This window comes from Bacillus sp. FSL K6-1366 (assembly GCF_037976695.1).
Classification (GTDB): Bacteria; Bacillota; Bacilli; order Bacillales; family Bacillaceae; genus Bacillus; species Bacillus subtilis.
Genome location: NZ_CP150268.1, coordinates 695119 through 712767 on the forward strand (window position 1 = coordinate 695119; position 17649 = coordinate 712767).

At 36.7% G+C, this 17649-nt stretch carries 19 protein-coding genes and 2 pseudogenes; 5 read left to right on the top strand and 16 right to left on the bottom strand.

Annotation, left to right across the window (positions count from 1 at the left end; translation table 11 throughout):
- The first annotated feature begins 11 nt into the window (after positions 1 to 11).
- The gene (czcR, locus tag MHI44_RS03815; protein ID WP_004398672.1) at positions 12 to 878 is read left to right on the top strand and encodes a LysR family transcriptional regulator CzcR; all 867 of its coding nucleotides are present in this window, start codon (positions 12 to 14) and stop codon (positions 876 to 878) included.
- A 122-nt stretch (positions 879 to 1000) separates the two neighbouring features.
- On the opposite strand, the gene MHI44_RS03820 is transcribed toward czcR, so the two are convergent.
- From MHI44_RS03820 to MHI44_RS03830, 3 genes are all read right to left on the bottom strand, one after another.
- The gene (locus MHI44_RS03820; protein ID WP_339202924.1) at positions 1001 to 2038 is read right to left on the bottom strand and encodes an NAD(P)/FAD-dependent oxidoreductase; all 1038 of its coding nucleotides are present in this window, start codon (positions 2036 to 2038) and stop codon (positions 1001 to 1003) included.
- Positions 2039 to 2125: 87 nt separating this feature from the next.
- The gene (czcD, locus tag MHI44_RS03825; RefSeq protein ID WP_015714362.1) at positions 2126 to 3073 is read right to left on the bottom strand and encodes a CDF family zinc transporter CzcD; all 948 of its coding nucleotides are present in this window, start codon (positions 3071 to 3073) and stop codon (positions 2126 to 2128) included.
- Positions 3074 to 3361: 288 nt separating this feature from the next.
- Positions 3362 to 3751: a tautomerase family protein gene (locus tag MHI44_RS03830; RefSeq protein WP_004398711.1), complete on the bottom strand. Its 390-nt coding sequence runs from the start codon at positions 3749 to 3751 to the stop codon at positions 3362 to 3364.
- Between the two features lie 332 nt (positions 3752 to 4083).
- Between MHI44_RS03830 and gltR the strand changes: the two genes are divergently transcribed.
- Positions 4084 to 4974: a glutamate biosynthesis transcriptional regulator GltR gene (gene gltR / locus MHI44_RS03835; protein ID WP_019712544.1), complete on the top strand. Its 891-nt coding sequence runs from the start codon at positions 4084 to 4086 to the stop codon at positions 4972 to 4974.
- A 157-nt stretch (positions 4975 to 5131) separates the two neighbouring features.
- Here gltR and MHI44_RS03840 read toward each other — a convergent pair whose 3' ends face one another.
- The 11 genes and pseudogenes from MHI44_RS03840 to MHI44_RS03890 form a co-directional block, all read right to left on the bottom strand.
- Positions 5132 to 5449: a hypothetical protein gene (locus MHI44_RS03840; RefSeq protein ID WP_015251620.1), complete on the bottom strand. Its 318-nt coding sequence runs from the start codon at positions 5447 to 5449 to the stop codon at positions 5132 to 5134.
- A complete protein-coding gene (brnQ, locus tag MHI44_RS03845) occupies positions 5407 to 6729 on the bottom strand; it encodes a branched-chain amino acid transport system II carrier protein (RefSeq protein ID WP_029318143.1) in 1323 nt (440 codons plus the stop codon). The genes MHI44_RS03840 and brnQ overlap by 43 nt, the downstream gene beginning before the upstream one ends.
- A gap of 164 nt (positions 6730 to 6893) precedes the next feature.
- Positions 6894 to 7226, bottom strand: a complete 333-nt coding sequence (azlD, locus tag MHI44_RS03850) for a branched-chain amino acid transporter AzlD (RefSeq protein WP_041339917.1) — start codon at positions 7224 to 7226, stop codon at positions 6894 to 6896.
- Positions 7223 to 7987, bottom strand: coding sequence for an azaleucine resistance protein AzlC (gene azlC, locus MHI44_RS03855; protein WP_009969035.1), 765 nt, complete (start codon positions 7985 to 7987; stop codon positions 7223 to 7225). The genes azlD and azlC overlap by 4 nt, the downstream gene beginning before the upstream one ends.
- 12 nt (positions 7988 to 7999) lie before the next feature.
- Complete coding sequence (gene azlB / locus MHI44_RS03860) at positions 8000 to 8473, bottom strand: azlBCD operon transcriptional regulator AzlB (protein ID WP_015251617.1); 474 nt, start codon at positions 8471 to 8473, stop codon at positions 8000 to 8002.
- 332 nt (positions 8474 to 8805) lie between these two features.
- A pseudogene (locus MHI44_RS03865) lies at positions 8806 to 9077 on the bottom strand (barstar family protein).
- Positions 9078 to 9348: 271 nt separating this feature from the next.
- Entirely contained in the window at positions 9349 to 10581 is a 1233-nt protein-coding gene (locus MHI44_RS03870; RefSeq protein WP_181217278.1) for a cytochrome P450, read from the bottom strand.
- A gap of 51 nt (positions 10582 to 10632) precedes the next feature.
- Positions 10633 to 11133, bottom strand: a complete 501-nt coding sequence (locus MHI44_RS03875) for a GNAT family N-acetyltransferase (protein WP_250620402.1) — start codon at positions 11131 to 11133, stop codon at positions 10633 to 10635.
- A 98-nt stretch (positions 11134 to 11231) separates the two neighbouring features.
- Positions 11232 to 11795, bottom strand: coding sequence for a cysteine hydrolase family protein (locus MHI44_RS03880; RefSeq protein WP_015251614.1), 564 nt, complete (start codon positions 11793 to 11795; stop codon positions 11232 to 11234).
- A gap of 228 nt (positions 11796 to 12023) precedes the next feature.
- Positions 12024 to 12395, bottom strand: coding sequence for a YrdB family protein (locus MHI44_RS03885; RefSeq protein ID WP_010886579.1), 372 nt, complete (start codon positions 12393 to 12395; stop codon positions 12024 to 12026).
- 45 nt (positions 12396 to 12440) lie between these two features.
- Positions 12441 to 12596 carry a hypothetical protein gene (locus MHI44_RS03890; RefSeq protein ID WP_014477443.1) on the bottom strand — a complete coding sequence of 52 codons (156 nt, stop codon included), beginning with the start codon at positions 12594 to 12596 and terminating at the stop codon, positions 12441 to 12443.
- A 265-nt stretch (positions 12597 to 12861) separates the two neighbouring features.
- Between MHI44_RS03890 and MHI44_RS03895 the strand changes: the two are divergent.
- Positions 12862 to 12978, top strand: a pseudogene (locus MHI44_RS03895) (TetR-like C-terminal domain-containing protein); the annotation flags it as partial.
- 229 nt (positions 12979 to 13207) lie between these two features.
- On the opposite strand, the gene MHI44_RS03900 reads toward MHI44_RS03895, so the two are convergent.
- On the bottom strand, positions 13208 to 13711 hold the full coding sequence (locus MHI44_RS03900; RefSeq protein ID WP_015251612.1) for a DinB family protein: 504 nt from the start codon (positions 13709 to 13711) through the stop codon (positions 13208 to 13210).
- Between the two features lie 226 nt (positions 13712 to 13937).
- A complete protein-coding gene (gene aadK / locus MHI44_RS03905) occupies positions 13938 to 14792 on the bottom strand; it encodes an aminoglycoside 6-adenylyltransferase AadK (RefSeq protein ID WP_014477445.1) in 855 nt (284 codons plus the stop codon).
- A gap of 392 nt (positions 14793 to 15184) precedes the next feature.
- On the opposite strand from aadK, the gene MHI44_RS03910 reads away from it, so the two are divergent.
- Complete coding sequence (locus tag MHI44_RS03910; RefSeq protein WP_339202929.1) at positions 15185 to 16228, top strand: nitronate monooxygenase; 1044 nt, start codon at positions 15185 to 15187, stop codon at positions 16226 to 16228.
- A 348-nt stretch (positions 16229 to 16576) separates the two neighbouring features.
- A complete protein-coding gene (murI, locus tag MHI44_RS03915; RefSeq protein ID WP_192858457.1) occupies positions 16577 to 17374 on the top strand; it encodes a glutamate racemase in 798 nt (265 codons plus the stop codon).
- Positions 17375 to 17649: the final 275 nt, after the last annotated feature.

The window sequence follows — 17649 nt, forward strand, 5'->3', positions numbered from 1 at the left end:
GGGGGATCTTCATGGAACTGCGAGACTTACAAATTTTCAAATGCGTAGCCCATCACAAGAGTATTACCGGTGCTGCAAAAGAGTTAAATTATGTACAATCTAATGTAACTGCGCGGATTAAGCAATTAGAGAATGAGCTCAAAACACCTCTTTTCAATCGCCATAAAAAAGGGGTTTCACTAAGCCCAGAGGGCCGAAAAATGATTGAATACGTTAACAAAATTTTGAAAGATGTTGAAGAACTGGAGCAAGTCTTTCTAGATACTGAAATACCGTCTGGAATATTAAAAATCGGTACAGTGGAAACAGTGAGGATACTGCCGACCATCATAGCTTCCTATTATAAAAAGTATCCTAATGTGGATTTATCATTGCAGGCTGGTCTAACAGAGGAACTTATTAAAAAGGTCATGAATCACGAATTAGACGGAGCTTTTATTTCAGGCCCCTTGAAACATTCTATTCTGGAACAGTATGATGTTTATACTGAAAAACTTACTCTTGTAACCAGTAACAAAACGTTTAATATAGAGGATTTTTCAACGACTCCGATTCTTGTTTTTAACCAGGGGTGCGGGTATCGGTCTAGGCTTGAACAATGGCTCAAAGATGAAGGTGTGCTCCCAAACAGAATGATGGAATTTAACATCCTAGAGACAATCTTAAATAGTGTTGCACTTGGACTCGGTATAACAGTGGTACCGGAATCTGCTGTCATGCATCTAGCTGTACAAGGTAAGGTTTATTGCCACCCATTGCCTGAGAAAGACAGCTGTATCTCCACAATCTTTATACGCCATAAAGATGCGTACCTGACAAATTCAATGCGCAGCCTCCTTAAGACCATTGTTGAACATAAAAATATGAGTATGGCTTAAAGTGATTTTTCTCTTTCTATATTCTAACTTCTTAAATAAAAGAGAAGGCTCATCTCCACTTCGCTACCCTTTTTCACGCAAAAAATAGAGCAGTAAACATGTGAGTTACTGCTCTGCTTCGTTTATTCACCGTTCATTTGTTTTACAATGTATTCAGCATCATTTCCTACGCCTTGAAGCAACGCTGAACCTCGCTTATGCTGCCAAGGCAAACCTATAAAGTACAATCCTTCTACAGGTGAAACACCTCTATGATGTATGATTCGACCTTCTTGATCCATAACACCTTTTATATTTATCCAACATAAGGGATTCCTGAAACCAGTAGCCCAAATAATATTGTTTACTTCTAATGTAGATGAATCTTTAAAAATGATTTCATTTTGCTTTGCGGCAATGACTCTTTTTTTTAAGATGATCTCCTTCTGTTTTATTGCATGTTTTAATTCATGCCCAAATACTGGATCACCTTTCTTTTGAATGAATTTGCCTACTATTGATGTATGACTTGCATGTAAAACTCCTAGTTTATCAAACCACCAAAAGATGCTTCTTTTTCCGATCATTAAAGGGAAATAAACAAGTTTATTACTACAAGCTAAATATGTAACTCTTTCTTTGGATAATTCAACAGCTATTTGAGCACCACTATTCCCACCACCAACTACTAGTACATTTCCATATGCCAATTGTTTTGAATTCTTATATTGTGATGAGTGTAGTTGATTAATATTATCGGATAAATCCTTTGATATTGATGGAATATTAGGGGTATGAAAAGGCCCTGTAGCAATGACAAGATTCTTCGTTTGATATTCTTCCCGATTTGTTTTTATTAAGAAATAATTCTTTATTTTTAGGACACTTATTACTTCTGTCCGTAATTGGATTGGAATTTCAAATTTTTTAACATACTTCTTTAGATAAGCAACAATTTCATTTTTTGAAGGAAATCCATGTTTTTCTCCTTCAAGATGCATTCCAGGCAAAGAGCTATACATTCGAGAAGTAAATAAAACTAATGAGTCATACCGATCTTTCCAGCTCTCCCCCACCCCATGACTTTTATCCAAAATAATAAACTTTTGATCGGACTGCTTTAGATAATACCCTATCGAGATCCCTGCTTGACCAGCCCCGATTACTATAGTGTCGTACACATTATCACCCCGCCAATTTCAAATTGTCAGTAGACAGAATCTGCAAAATGCTAGTTGATCTCCTCACTATAAAGTTAGATAAAAAATTTAATGGTGATGGTGGTCACGTGGCTTCTCCATTTTGGGCTGACAAAGGATCGCATTGTCGTGATTATGCGCTTCGGTTTCCATTTGAATGGTTACGTGCGTAATGCCTTTATGCTCAAGTTCATGTTCAATTTTGCGTAAAATATTTTCACTTTCTGAAATGGTCAGTTGATCGTCAACAACTGCATGGCAAGAAAGAGCATTCAATCCGCTTGTGATAGACCATATGTGTAAATCATGAATGTTTTGAATTCCCTCTGTCCCTTCAATTGTACGAATGATATCATAGACATCGATATTTTCTGGAGTTCCTTCCATTAATATGTGAATGGAATCTTTAGTCACATTGTAACCGCTTCTTAGAACAAGAATAGCCACAATGATACTAGCCAATGGGTCTGCCCAGCCCCATCCAAAGAAGATGATGAGGATGGCAGCTAAAATGGCACCTACAGAGCCGAGCATATCGCTTATTACATGTAAATAAGCTCCTCTTATATTCAGATTATTCTTTGTATCTCCGCCACTCATCATAATCCAAGCGACCAATAGATTCACAACTAACCCGATGATACTAATTGTAAGCATTCCAGTTGTTGCTACTTTTGGTGGATTAGAGAAGCGTTCGATTGCTTCATAAATGATATAAAGAGAAATAAGAATTAAGGCAGCACCGTTTATCACAGCTGCAAGAATCTCAAATCGTTTATAGCCGAATGTCTTATTGTGATTTGCCTTTTTTTCAGCTAATGTAAAAGCAATCAGGGCAACCATTAATGAAATTGAATCACTCAGCATATGGCCTGCATCAGATAAAAGCGCCAGACTATTTGTTAAAAATCCTCCTATAGCTTCTATTATCATATAACCTGTAATCATGATAAAAGAGATCAATAAAACCTTTTTATTTGCTCCTTCATTATGATTGTGACTATGATTGTGACCCATAAAAAACTCCTCCTTACCTAAAGTTTATTGATACATATGTATTTATTATTTCAAATCTGTTATGAAGCATTCTAACATAATGCAAACAATATTTATATATGAGCATGTGTTCATATATAAATATATCTGCTCTTTACTGAAATGTCAAAATATTTTTTATAGAAATCCACAATACCTCCTTAATTATTCTTTTATAAACATAAAAAAGCGGAGCAAACACATGGTTTGCTCCGCTACCCTAGTTTCTCTATCCTTTTCTTCAATCAAGCATTTGAGGGTAGTATTCAACTACAATTTACCTGTTAAAAATTGGGCCTCACCAAGTCCAAAACTCCAGTCAGCATTATCATTTTCAACAATAGATACAATTAAATCAGTTGATGCGATACCACACTCAGATTCCAGTCTTTCAGCTAACAGCCTGTAAAATTTTTGTTTCTTCTCTTCCGGTCGGGATTTACTTGTAACTGAAAGAACAACAAGATTTTTAGTTCGGTTAAATCCTAACCCAGTATCCTCAATAATCATATGATTTTCTGGATGTTCATGAACAATTTGATAACGGTCTTGTTGAGGCACATCAAAAGCCTCTACTACAACATTGTGAGCGACATCTAAAAGTTTTTTCAAACTTGATTGATCTCGCCCTTCTATTAAGTCAAAACGAAGTAATGGCATAAAATCCCCTCCTTCTACTACAACAGTCTTTTTAATTTCATTCGTTAATGTGTCAGCTATTTCCAAGCAGCTGCTACATTTAGAATAAAGTAATTTCCCAATAACCCCTTCATTCTGGTGTTAGTCAAGCCTATGTTATGATGTGTATTTCCATAGGCAATATACAGAATCAACTTCGAGTAAATTAACCATTTTTTGAAATAGCCTTATCACTTACTTTAGAAATCATTTATTCTTCTAAGCTTTAGTTTACATGAAGCTCTGCTATCATATATAATTCAAAATTAAGATGGAAGACATCTCAAAATCAGATATCAACTATGGAGGACTAGATGAATATTCAGTTGTTACAGGTTTTTCTCACTACTGCTCGTGAAGGCAGTATTTCCAAGGCTGCTCAGACTTTAAATTATGCACAATCGAACGTAACGAATAAGATACAACAACTAGAAAACGATTTACAGACAAAATTATTCTATCGCCATAGTCGAGGAATCACACTTACTCCCCCAGGGCAAATTCTTGTTTCTTACTCAGAGAAAATTCTACATACTATTGAAGAAGCTAGAGCAGCCATGGGCGAATCATCCGCGCCTTCTGGGCCACTGCGTATAGGATCAATGGAAACAACAGCTGCAGTTTGGCTTCCTCAACTCCTTGCACATTATAATAACCTCTATCCAAATGTTGATTTGAACCTAGTAACAGGCCCTACGGAACAACAAATACAAGCAGTTTTACATTATGAGTTAAACGGCGCTTTTATTTCAGGGCCTATTGAACACCCTGATTTAGTTCAAGAAAAGGTATTGGATGAAGAGATGGTTCTTGTTACAAGCGCTTCACACCCTGTGATTTCTTCCATTCAGGATGTTCAAACACAAACAATGCTTGTATTCCGTAAAGGATGCTCTTACAGAGCAAAGCTCAATCATATCCTCCAAGAAGAAGGTTTATTACCTATAAAATTAATGGAATTTGGCATACTTGAAGCGATCATTGGCTGTGTAAGCGCCGGCTTGGGGATTTCACTGCTGCCTCGTTCAATCATTGCTTCGCATGAAAAAGAAGGCCGCATTCGCAGCCACACTATCTCTGACAAATATTCTTTCGTATCAACCATGTTTATAAGGCGGAAAGACACTTTAATTACCCCTGCTTTATCTGCTTTTTTAACGCATATGAGGGATCATTTTCAGGTAAAGAGGCCAGATCAATCGTAAATAAATGGATGGAAGGCAGGCTTCGCCTCAAAATACCTCTGATCAGTTGTCTGATATAAAAATATAGGCGCATCTCATTGTTTGTATAGAGCAAAAAAGCAAACTTCGGTATGTAGTTTGCTTTTTCTTCGTGATTTTGCACTCTGAATTGTGAAACCTAGTCGATATTAGAATGTAGATTTTCCTCATTCAAAGAATTTTGAACGAAGATCATTGCCCTAGACACTTGGTTGCGTCTTGAAGTTAAAGGCTGACTATTTCCTAAAGAGTCAATCGCTCTCACAACTATTAAATATTCACCTACAGATTTCGGGTGACAACGGAAAGATTGATATTTTCGGTTGGACAGGGGCAGAACATCCAATTGTAACAGTTGAAGTATCCACTGATGGAGGAGATCCTGCAGATCTGAGTGATATTGCTGTTGATTGATCAACTTGTTTTTGTTCGGAATATACTCAGTATATAGCCGCATATTCCCCCTGTAATAGCTGGAATGAGCCACCCCAGCCCTATGTTATACATAGGAAGAATCTGAGTGAAAATATGATTCACAACTTCAATTTTTATTCCCGCCTCCTTCAAACCGTCAAATAAGCTGATGATGAATGCGAATAATAAACTGCCTTGATACACTTCTGTCTTCCCTTTAAATACAGAATGCAAAAACGTTAAAAATATTAAGGAAATCGCGATAGGATACATCGTCAGTAAGACAGGCATTGACACCTTAATAAGCTGGGTTAATCCTATATTTGCGACAAGCGTACTAAACACTGATAAAACGACAGCAATTTTTTTATAAGAAATGTTCGGGAATAGTTCATGAAAAAATGAAGAACACGCAGTGATCAGTCCGACACTTGTCGTCAGACACGCCACTGTAATCATTAAGCCCAATAAGATTGAACCATAAGAACCAAAATAATAGGATGAAACCTTAGCCAAAACCTCTGCTCCATTTTCTAAAATCCCTAGTTCTTCAACGCTGGAAGCCCCCATATAGGAAAGAGCTGTATACATAACTGCTAAGAGTACAGCTGCAATCGCGGCTGCTTTTGCACAAACACCCATCAGCTGTTTTTTGGTAGAAGCTCCTTGTTCCTTCAATGCATTCACGATGATAATTCCAAAAACAAATGCTACAAGGGCATCCAGAGTAAGGTATCCTTCCTGAAATCCTTTAAAAAACGCTTGTGATGTGTACCCTTTTGATGGTGCTTGAATGGTTCCAATTGGGCGAATAAGAGCTACCACTACAAGCAATCCGATAAATGTCAGCTTAATTGGTGTCAAAAATTTCCCAACTATATCAATGATTTTTGAAGGATTAAGTGATAACACGCATGCCAATCCGAAAAATAATATTGTAAATATGATCAATGAGACAGGGCCTGCATCATTTGATAAAAAAGGTTTTACCCCAATTTCAAACGATACGTTTCCTGATCTCGGGATAGCGAAAAAAGGCCCGATTGCCAAATAGAGAATCGTCGTAAATACAAAGCCAAACACCGGGTGAACACGGCTGGCTAACGACTGTAAGTTTTGTTTACCCGAAAAAACAAATGCTGTTATAGCCAGTAATGGCAATCCAACTCCGGTCACTAAGAAACCTGCATTAGCGACCCATACATTTTTCCCGGCCAATTGACCAAGCATAGGCGGAAAAATGAGATTTCCTGCTCCAAAAAACAATGCAAATAGCATTAATCCTATAATGATGATATAGGAAGCAGACACTTTTTTTGACATTATACATCCTCCGATTAAAGTAGACACTTCTTGAATAGCCAGGAAACATTACAGATGCTATCTGCACTGGCGCAGTGTTGATTCCAAAATAAGTTTGTGTCAGTTTTATATATTTTTATCAAGTTCAACAAAAGCATGATCATTTTGATAGTTTCCGATATCGGTTAAAAAACCAATTGCACCAAAACCATATAAACAACGGTTCCCCCCGCTATGGAAAGAAGCATATTTTTCTTCCACAAGTGAAGCAGTACAACTACAGCTGCCCCAACCAATTCAGGAATGCCATGACTTCCAGAAAGCAGACTCACATCTTTTAAACAATAAATGACCAAAAGCCCGATTACCGCTGATGGCAGCACTTTACCAAGATACTGTACATATTTCGGTGTCGGTTTGCCAGACGGGAAAATCATGAATGGAAGGAACCGTGTCAGCATTGTTCCTAGCACGACCATTGCAATGGTGATCATTTGCTGCGTCATAGTCATCGTCATACGGAAACCTCAGCTTTCTCCAATGGTTTTCTCAGAACAGTCAGTACCCCTAAAATGGCGAGCATAGCAGGAATAATAAATTGGTTTCCGCCAAAAAGGATAAGACTGGCTACTGAAAGTCCAAGTCCCGTGAGAGCACTGTAATGCTTTTTCTCTTTCATCCATTGTTCTATGAATATCACAATAAACAGAGCAGTCATCACAAAATCAAGCCCTTCGGTATTAAACTTCACGTACGACCCAAAAATACCTCCTATCGCTGCCCCCGCGACCCAATATAAATGATTAAGCAGTGTCACAAAAAACATAAACCAGCCCTTATCAACATTCGCCGGAACATTAGCGGTATAATTGATAGAAAATGATTCATCGCACATTCCGAAAATCAGATAAAGCTTTTTCTTTCCAGTCCCCCTGTACTTATCCAACATGGAAATTCCATAAAACAAATGCCTGGCATTGACCATTAACGTCAAAAAAAGAGCATTCATAGGGTTGAACGCACCAAGTAAAAAATTCGCTGCAACAAACTCCATTGAGCCCGCAAATATCATAAAACTCATGATGATTGGATAGATTGCGCTAAATCCCAAAGAATGCATAAAGATTCCATAAGCTATCCCCAAAAACAAAAACCCCGCAAAAATCGGAATTGTATATGGGAATGCAGAACGAAATGCAGCCCATATTTGACTTCTCTTATTCATATGAGTGTTTATAGCAGGAGAGCTTAAATGTAACGATTCTTTATTTTTATTCAAATCAACAACCTCCTACATTTCATCAATTGGCACACTGACAGTTCTTTTTTCTGTACTCATGACTATGCTTGTGTCAACTCCACTAATAGCAGGGTTCTGCATTAATGAATCAATGATAAAATTCCGATAACTCTCCATGTCCTTCGCCACAATCTTAAGCATATAGTCATGGCTTCCTGTAAGTGTGTAGCATTCTTGAACCTGTGGGAATTTGTTTATATCCTCTAAAAATGAATGAATTGTCTCCCTATTTAAGGGTGATAAATTGATGAGAGCTAGTGCTGTGACTTCGATTCCAAGTTTTTTCTCATCAACAATAGTCGTAAACTTTTTAATTATACCTGCTTCTACTAGGTTCTTTGTTCTTGCAAGGCAAGCTGATGGTGAAAGCCCAATTTTCTTAGATAAATTTAGATTTGATATTGAAGCATCTTCCTGCAATTCTCTTAAGATGGCCTTATCAGTTTCGTCAAGCATAATACCCATTTCACAACCCCCAATACAACTTAACAGAATTACATTTCGTCCAATTTAAATAATAACGAATTTTCATTCGGTAATCAAATATTTTTTAAATTTAATTCCTTTTAAAATATTATTCACAGAATAAAATTATCCCCATGATTACCTCATAATGAAATTAACTTACATCAGAAAGAAGTCATGGGAGAGTTATGTACTTGTGTGACTTGATACCAACATCATAAGAAACTTATCAGAAGCCAAAAAGTTATTGCGGTCTCACCGAAAATTGAATTTGCGGTGCCCATTGCCTTTTTCTGCGAACGAAAATTGTTAAAATTCGCAAAACAGAAAGTCTACTCTATTATTATTTTAAATTCGTCCTTTAGTTCCTCTTGAGCCTCTTGTAAAACTTCTAATACATCGTCAGCGTATGAACCTAAAAATGTATGAACTCAAAATTTTTCAAGACTAAAGTGAGCGGCAAATCCACCCACCCTGTCAGGCAATCCCATAAAGCGTCTAAATTTCTCCCATAGTAGTCTGGGAAGTCTAATTTATCTTTTAAAACATCATGTAAAACTTCTATATTTTCAAAGTCTCTTCCATCTATCATTATTTTTCTCATTAGAAACTATGCCCTCCATTATTTTATCTTAACAAACGTTTACTATGTAACAGCTGTTTGTCCAAATGAGGCTGAAAACAAATAAAAAACACCGATAGGGAGAAACTATTGGTGTTTGCAAGACATTTTCATGCCCGGTAGGCATAAATAATGCTAAACTTTGTTTTTGAAAAGCTATCATATCAAATTATTATGTTACAGCTTTTACTATCGTTTAATCTAATTGAGGAGTAAAACGAGATATGTTTGAAAATCACATATTCCCAAAAAATTAAAAACTAAGCGGCAGTTCTTCGAGTGCTCTCATCAGAAAATTCCCTTTCCATTTCATTTGTTCCTTTTCGCCTTTTAACTGTATATTTGGACAGCGGCGTAATAAGGTGGACATCGCAATCTTTGCTTCTAAGCGGGCTAGCTGTGCACCAAGGCAAAAATGATTGCCATGGCCAAAAGCAATATGGCGGTTGTTCTTTCTTTCAATATCAAATATGTCGGCATTTGGAAATATCTTCTCATCACGGTTTGCTGATGCTAAAGAAATGATGATCACATCTTTCCGTTTAATCTCCTGCCCATGCAGTATAAACGGTTCAGCCGTCCAGCGAATTGTCGTTAGCTCAACAGGGCTGTGAAACCGCAATGCTTCTTCTATGGCTGAATTCATCAAGTCCGGCTGCTGGCGGAGCTTTTCTAGTTGATCATGGTGACACATCAGAGCATATGTCATATTGGTGATTAAGTTTACGGTTGTTTCATGACCTGCAACGATAAGCAGCATAATCATCGAGTACAATTCTTCTGTACTTAATTGTGTGCCTTCACTTTCCGCTTGAATTAATGCACTGATTAAATCTCCTGCAGGTTCTCTCCTTTTTTTGCGAACTAAGGATTCCAGATATTCAACAAATTCCCCTAACAAATGGTCATTCTCCTGAAGTCTTTCAGGGGCATCTGAAAAATCAATAATTGCTTGCGACCACACTCTGAATTTTTGACGATCTTCCAAGGGAATGCCGAGCATTTCACTTATCACGATAATCGGCAAAGGAAACGCATAATCGTCTACCAGGTTCATGAATTTGTTGGGCTGCACTTTATCCAATAAAGAATCTGCGATATGTTGAATTTTGTCTTCCAACTGCAAAATCATCCGATGCGTAAATGCTTTTTGAACAAGAGTTCGCAAGCGGTTGTGATCCGGGGGATCTGAATTAAGCATATGTTTTGTTAAAGACTCTTCATTCTTCAATAGAGCAGGACGTTTTTCTTTTGCGGTAAATACATTTTCATAGTTTTTCTTTAATTTTTCATTCTTTAATAAATGTATTGCATCATCATATCTCGATATGAGCCAGCCTTTCCCCAGAGATCCTAAAGATAATGGGTAGAGAGGCTGTGATTTTCGCAATTCTTTATAAAATTCATACGCTTCATCTTTAAATGCTCTCGAAGACAATTGACTTTCCGTCAAGATGGTTACACTCTTTTTTTCTTTTGAAGACATTCATTCGACCTCCATCTTTATGAAAGGTTATGATAATCTTTAAATATAAAATCAGGACGATTTGTAAAATGATCCATTGAGATCAGTATTCATGATAAGGGCCAAAATGCCGTCCCCGCATTTTGAAATAAAAGATATGAGACAGTCATTAATCATTTTGCTGCCTAAACTCTTTCCCTGATAAAATGGCGAAACTCCTAATACTTCTAAATACCATGCCGGCTCTTTTAAGGAATTGTAAGATTTTTCAGCCTCATTAGTCACCGTCAACATGTTCAATACTGAAAATCCCCCCATTTTGATTAATGTTATTCCACCTGCTGCTATATAATCGATCAAGTTAATGTCGGGTTTATCACGATGTTTTAATAGAGCGACAACAACCATTTCACCATTCTGAATGTCAACAAAAAAGAAATGCTTTTTAAAATATGCTCTTGTCAGTACTTTATGCATTTCAAAATCCATAAAAGGATATTGATTGAAAGATTGATGGAATAGCTTTGCCACTTTGCTTACTTCATCTGCTCTTGCTTGTCGATAAAGAAACATTGATGCACCTCCTCTGAGCAGTAAAGCAGGAAATCGAATTAAAGCGCCCTTCCTATCGGAAAGGCGCCTGCCGTTTTACTGTGCCAAAATGTTTTTCATCAGTGAGTTTTTATAAAATCATTTATTAATTGATCAGTTGTCAATATTGTGGCAAATTCATCATGCAATGTAGCTAGAGATATATTATGAATAGTCGCCGCATCATAATATGTATCATTTTGGTCTCTCATTCCGAAGGCTGCTGTTGCATCTGAAATCAGGTATGTATCAAACCCTAAATTACCACTCATTCTTGTGGTGGTTGATACACAGTGAGGCGTGGTTAAACCAGTTATGACTACAGTGGTTATTTCATTTAATTTTAAGAATTCTTCTAAATTCGTACCAATAAAGCTGCTATTTACTGTCTTGGTTATAATGACTTCTTCATCCATAGGCTTAACTATTTCCTTTATCGCAAACCCTTCATTCTTTGGATGGAATAAAGAATGAGGTTTATCAGAAGTGTGTTGTATGTATATGACTGTCCATCCTTTTTCTCTCCATAATTTTAGTATTTTACTAATGTTTTCTTCCGCCTTTACGTTATTCCGTTCCCCCCATTTTTTATCATCGAAGGCTTTTTGTACATCCACAATGATTAAAGCTTTCTTTTCTTCCACAAGATACCCTCCTACGTAGAATTTCTATTTATTACTACATTCTAAATACAAATTTTACTTTTGTACAATTGTTTAATGATGAATTTCAAATGAGCGCCTTCTTTATTGGAAAATGCGTTCTATACTGCAACTGTGCCCAAGCCGTTAACCTTCAAATCTAATCTGAGAATCACTGGCTCTACAGAGAATAATAAAAAACACTCTAATAACGAGTGCTGAAATGAAAAACTATTGATTTAGAAGCCATTTGATACGCTCAGCTGAAATGATGTAGTGGAGTATTATAAGACATAAAAAGACAATACTAACTGGTTTTAAATAACTAAAATAAAGCGCTGCAACAGCCATTGCAAAGATCAATAATTCAATAACTAACCTTGTTACTCCGTTTACAGCTATTACAGTTTGTCCGCTTCGACTAGGATCATGAGGTACTGCAAATACAGACCAGACAATCATAACTGCAATAGGTAAAACCAAAGTTAAAACATATTTAAAATAACCATTAAAGCTTATCCAAGCATACACCCCTAAGGAGATTAGTGCAGCAATTTCAAGGGTGAATCTTAAAAGTAAATTAGTCTGATTCAGTTTTTCCAACTCCTCTATAAAAAACACCCCCGCAGGAGATGCTCTTTCTCTGCTTTATTTCAGCGTATAAAAACTTTTCTGTTCTTCCTCTTTAGATTCTATTGTAGTTTTCGGCGAGATTACCTCTACTTTTGAAGAGATGATACCGACTGCTGCTGTTACCAATGCTCCGATTAATAGAACGATGATAAGTATAATGAAATATGACAACTTTTCCCCTCCTATCCAGTTAATTATCCAAATAATCAGGAAGTTGTCTACAATTTGCAGAATTTGTCGAACGAAGTAAAGAATATACCTTAGAGGCTTTACTCATTGTATGAATTACAGTAAATAAATTGCCTTCCCTTTTGAGAAGACGTTCCAACTCAGCTAGACTCTTCCAATAGGCTTCCTTTTGGCGCAGCTGCTTTTATTCAAAAATTGAGCAACACCTGAATGTTTCATTGGAATTTCTGAACCATCGATCGCTGCTGAATTTGTTGCAAATGCATACGTAGGAGTAGTCGAATGGTGGTTGAAAAATGAAATGCCTTCCCCACCTCGAGTGATGGCAGAAAAAGCGGGGGTTTTGTTAGAGAGGAATCTATAGATATGTGTATCGAAGATTTGACAGCATTAAAAATTATACTTACATCGTTGGGAATAGGCCAACAATAAAGCGGAAGAACGTTGTCATTTGAAGTGGTTTGGAATAAAAATGATTCGAATATGTTCTTATCATTGGTAAACGAACAAAAAAAGAACATGTTTTGAAAAAAGATAGATCAAAACATCTTCTTATATGTTGTCATAGCGTAACTTTTTTATAAAAAGGTTGATTACATTTTCGGGGCTTCCAAACCAAATTTTGCCCATTCTTCTTTTGCTGGACCATAAATACCTGGAACAGTTAAACCTGCTTGTCTCATAAGAACAGTCATTTGTCCCCGATGGTGATTTTGATGTTGAATTAAAAACATCAAAAGTGAACCGTTAGGCAATTGTTGTCCGATAAAGTTGATACGTTCTTGAAGTGTATGGTCAGTCCATTGGGTTTTTAATGCCTGTACAAATGCATTACTGGCTTGATGATAGCTGTCAGCTATAAACTGAGCCGAAGTTGGAACAGGATAATCTTCAGCTGGGGCATGGAACGTTAAGTCTGTGTTTGAGGTAATGATGCGAATGGCAGCAACAGTATGCCAAGCAATACGGCCTAGAGTCCAATTTTGTGAAGTTATTTCTTGTTTAAGTGATTCATCAGTCAGACTATTTAATAGTTTCTGTGTAGCATCTGCTTCGAACTCCCAAGATTTCAAAAAATGGTCTAAGGTTTGGAACACAAAAATCCTCCTTTACATTCTATTATTTTTTTAATGTGCCTATAGGTTAATTATAATGCCTCGTTTCGTTAAAAAGAACAAAAATTTTGGACAAGAATAATCATAGTAAAATGCGTAGACATTCTTAAACATAACGATTTACGCATCTTTTTAAAAACATGGTGACTCCTTGGTCTCCATTGTCAGCGAGAATCAAATATCATATGAAAACAATCCTATATTCTTATTACTTTACTGAGCAATAAATACCTTCCGTATACTTAGTGATGCCTTCATCGTAATCAGGATACTTATATGCAAGACTTTCTGATACAGCTTTTGAATACTTTCTAAATAATGCATAGCAAGTAAATAAAGACTTCCACATTTCCTGATACCCATTCACAGAATATGTAGACATGAGTTCCTCCCATTCTTTATTTGAAAGGTACCGTTTCATAAATTTATAGTTCTTCCCCATACTAAATGAATACCCTTTCTGAGATGCGATATGCCAGGCCATCATTCTCAATAAATTAGGACGTACAATTTCATTTAAATGGTCAATGGCAAAAAGGATTTCATTTCTTGCTAATCCTTTTACTACGTAAGTCGAAACCATCCAGAACTCATTACAGCAATCATCAAATTCCCTTGCAGTCGGCTTTTTCATCCAGTATTGGCGATCATTTGGGGTCACTTTATAGTTGATGAACGAATCCTTATCAAGCAATACCTTAACCAAACCATCGTTATTAGCAAAATAGTCTTCTGCTTCACGAATTGGAATAAGGGTTAGATCTAATTTGTTGCCATCCTCAAAAAGAATAATGTATGAAAACCAATTACCTAATTCGGGAGGAAAAAGCTCCATATCTTCTGGTTTTTGCATCATAATGCGCTTCCCAAAGATTTCGAGCCACTGATCATTTTCTTTAAAAGAATCTACATCAGTTACAAAATACGAGATGTCATAATCTTGGAAGTTGTCAGGAGGGATATTTCTGTTTGTACGCGACCCTTCCAAAGTGACCAATCGGATTCTCTCATCGTTCAAAGCAAAGTCCAAAAAAATGTCCATCATTTCCTGCTCACTTCGCATCGCATGTTCCTCCGTTTCAGCCTTAATATCTAACTGTAAAACCGAATATTGATCTGTACGTCTTATAGATTTTTTTACTCTTGAATGTGATGTATTCTTCTAAGCTTTATTTTACATGAAGTCCTTCTATATATCATTCAAAATTAAGATGCAAGACATCTCAAAATCAGATATCAACTATGAAGGACTACATGAATATTCAGTTTTTTGTAGAGCCGCCATGGGACGACACTCTTTGACACACTTTAATCTCCCCTGCTTTATCGACATGTTAACTGGTATGAGAGATTGACAAAAAGAAGGAAAACGATATATTTAAGCGAATACGAGTTTTTGAGTAAACTTAAAAATGACACTTTTTCAAAAATCATGTCTTAACGGGGGGATTCGGTATGAATGAATTTATGAAGAAGTTTTCCTTAACAAAACCGATTATTCAAGCTCCAATGGCCGGCGGTATTACAAAGCCCCGACTTGCATCTGCAGTTTCGAATCAAGGTGCTCTTGGCAGCTTAGCATCGGGGTATCTTACGCCAGACCTGCTAGAACAACAGATAAAAGAAATGTTTGAGCTGACAGACGCTCCTTTTCAAATTAATGTGTTTGTTCCGCTTGGTCTAGAAATGCCACCAGAAGATCAGGTTAAAAAGTGGAAAGAAAACATACCGTTAGCTAATCAAGTAAATCAATTCACATCTGTACAAGAAGAGTGGGATGACTTCTATCAAAAAATTGATCTAATTTTAAAATATAAGGTTAAGGCTTGCTCATTCACTTTTGATCTGCCGCCTGAAGACGCAGTAAAGGAGCTAAAAACCGCTGGATGCTGTTTAATAGGAACCGCTTCAACAGTAGAAGAAGCATTGTTAATGGAAGAACGGGGAATGGATATAGTAGTCCTTCAAGGAAGTGAAGCCGGTGGACATCGCGGAGCATTCTTACCTTCCAAAGGTGAATCTGCCGTAGGTTTAATGGCTCTGATTCCACAAGCAGCAGATGCACTGAGCGTACCTGTCATAGCTGCTGGGGGAATGATAGACCACAGAGGAGTAAAAGCAGCTTTAACCCTTGGAGCCCAAGGCGTTCAAATCGGTTCTGCCTTTTTAATTTGTCACGAGAGTAACGCACATCCAGTACATAAACAGAAAATACTAGAAGCAAACGAAGCAGATACAAAGCTTACGACATTATTTTCAGGTAAAGAGGCCAGAGGAATCGTAAATAAATGGATGGAAGAAAATGAACAGTTTGAGACACAAACCCTTCCGTACCCTTATCAAAATACACTAACGAAGGCAATGAGACAGAAGGCTTCACTTCAAAATAACCATGATCAGATGTCTTTATGGGCAGGTCAAGGGATACGGTCATTGACTGAGGAAATTTCGGTTAAGCAGCTTTTAAATCAGCTTTGCCAAGAGGATATAAAAATATAGGCGCACCTCATTGATAGAGCAAAAAGCAAACTTTGACAGGCAGTTTGCTTTTTTTTCGTAATTTCATCCACTGACTCTGGAAATCTAAATACTCCTACATTTTCAAAGCTAATTTGAATCGGGTTATCAATCATCACATTGATACGATGCGATCTTGATAATTTCACCACAACCACAATACATTACCAACATTTCGATCTTATCTCCCCTTCTCAAGTTTTGCTCCCTATTCGAATAATCGATAGCTCCCATATTAAATTTGAATAGTAAAATGGTTCTTTTTCGTTTGATTCAGATGATATAAAGTCATATGATAAAAAAAGAATGAGACAGAAAGCGTGAGAAGTGATGAAAATAGGATTTTTTGATTCAGGAATTGGTGGCATGACTGTATTGTATGAGGCCATAAAAGTTCTTCCTTATGAAGATTACATTTTTTATGCAGATACGTTAAACGTTCCATACGGTGAAAAATCAAAGGGTAAAGTTAAAGAATATATTTTCAATGCAGCTAAATTTCTGGCCAGTCAAAATATCAAAGCTCTTGTTATTGCGTGTAATACAGCTACTAGCATTGCGATAGAGGATCTTCGGAGAAACTTCGACTTTCCGATAATCGGAATCGAACCCGCTGTAAAGCCTGCTATAAATAAATGTACAGAGGAAAGAAAAAGAGTTCTGGTAGTTGCTACTAATTTGACGCTTAAAGAAGAGAAATTTCATAATCTAGTTAAAGAAATTGATCACCATGACCTTGTTGATTGCTTAGCTCTTCCAGGACTAGTTGAATTTGCTGAGAACTTTGATTTTAGTGAAGACAAAATCATTAAATATCTAAAGAACGAACTATCTTCTTTTGATCTGAAACAATATGGAACGATTGTGTTAGGATGCACTCATTTTCCGTTTTTCAAAAACAGTTTTGAAAAACTATTTGGGATAAAAGTTGATATGATTTCAGGCAGTGTCGGTACTGCAAAACAGTTGAAAAAAGTTCTTGCAGATCGTAACCAGCTTGGTAAAGGATCGGGCTCAATCACCTTTTTCAATTCTGGCCATAAAATTGTGGACCAAGTAGTCATATCAAAGTACAAAAGATTGTTTGAAATATTAGATGAAACTCAAAGGAGTCATGTTGGACATTGAATGTAAATGAAAAAGACAATCTCCTGAAGAGAAACATGAACTAAGAAGCGGGCTTAAAAAGCCCACTTTTTTTCTAACAAACAATTGAGTTATACACACATATCTGATTACAGTGTTTTCGCTCTTTCCCCTCTTATTTCTCCCCCATCTCTTATAGCTTTTCTATTTCAATAAAACACAAGTCTCGATTGAAAAGTTATCGTAACATTTACACTTCACAGGACATTTTTCGAGATTAGAAATCGACCGTTTGCCAGATACACAAAGTCATAATG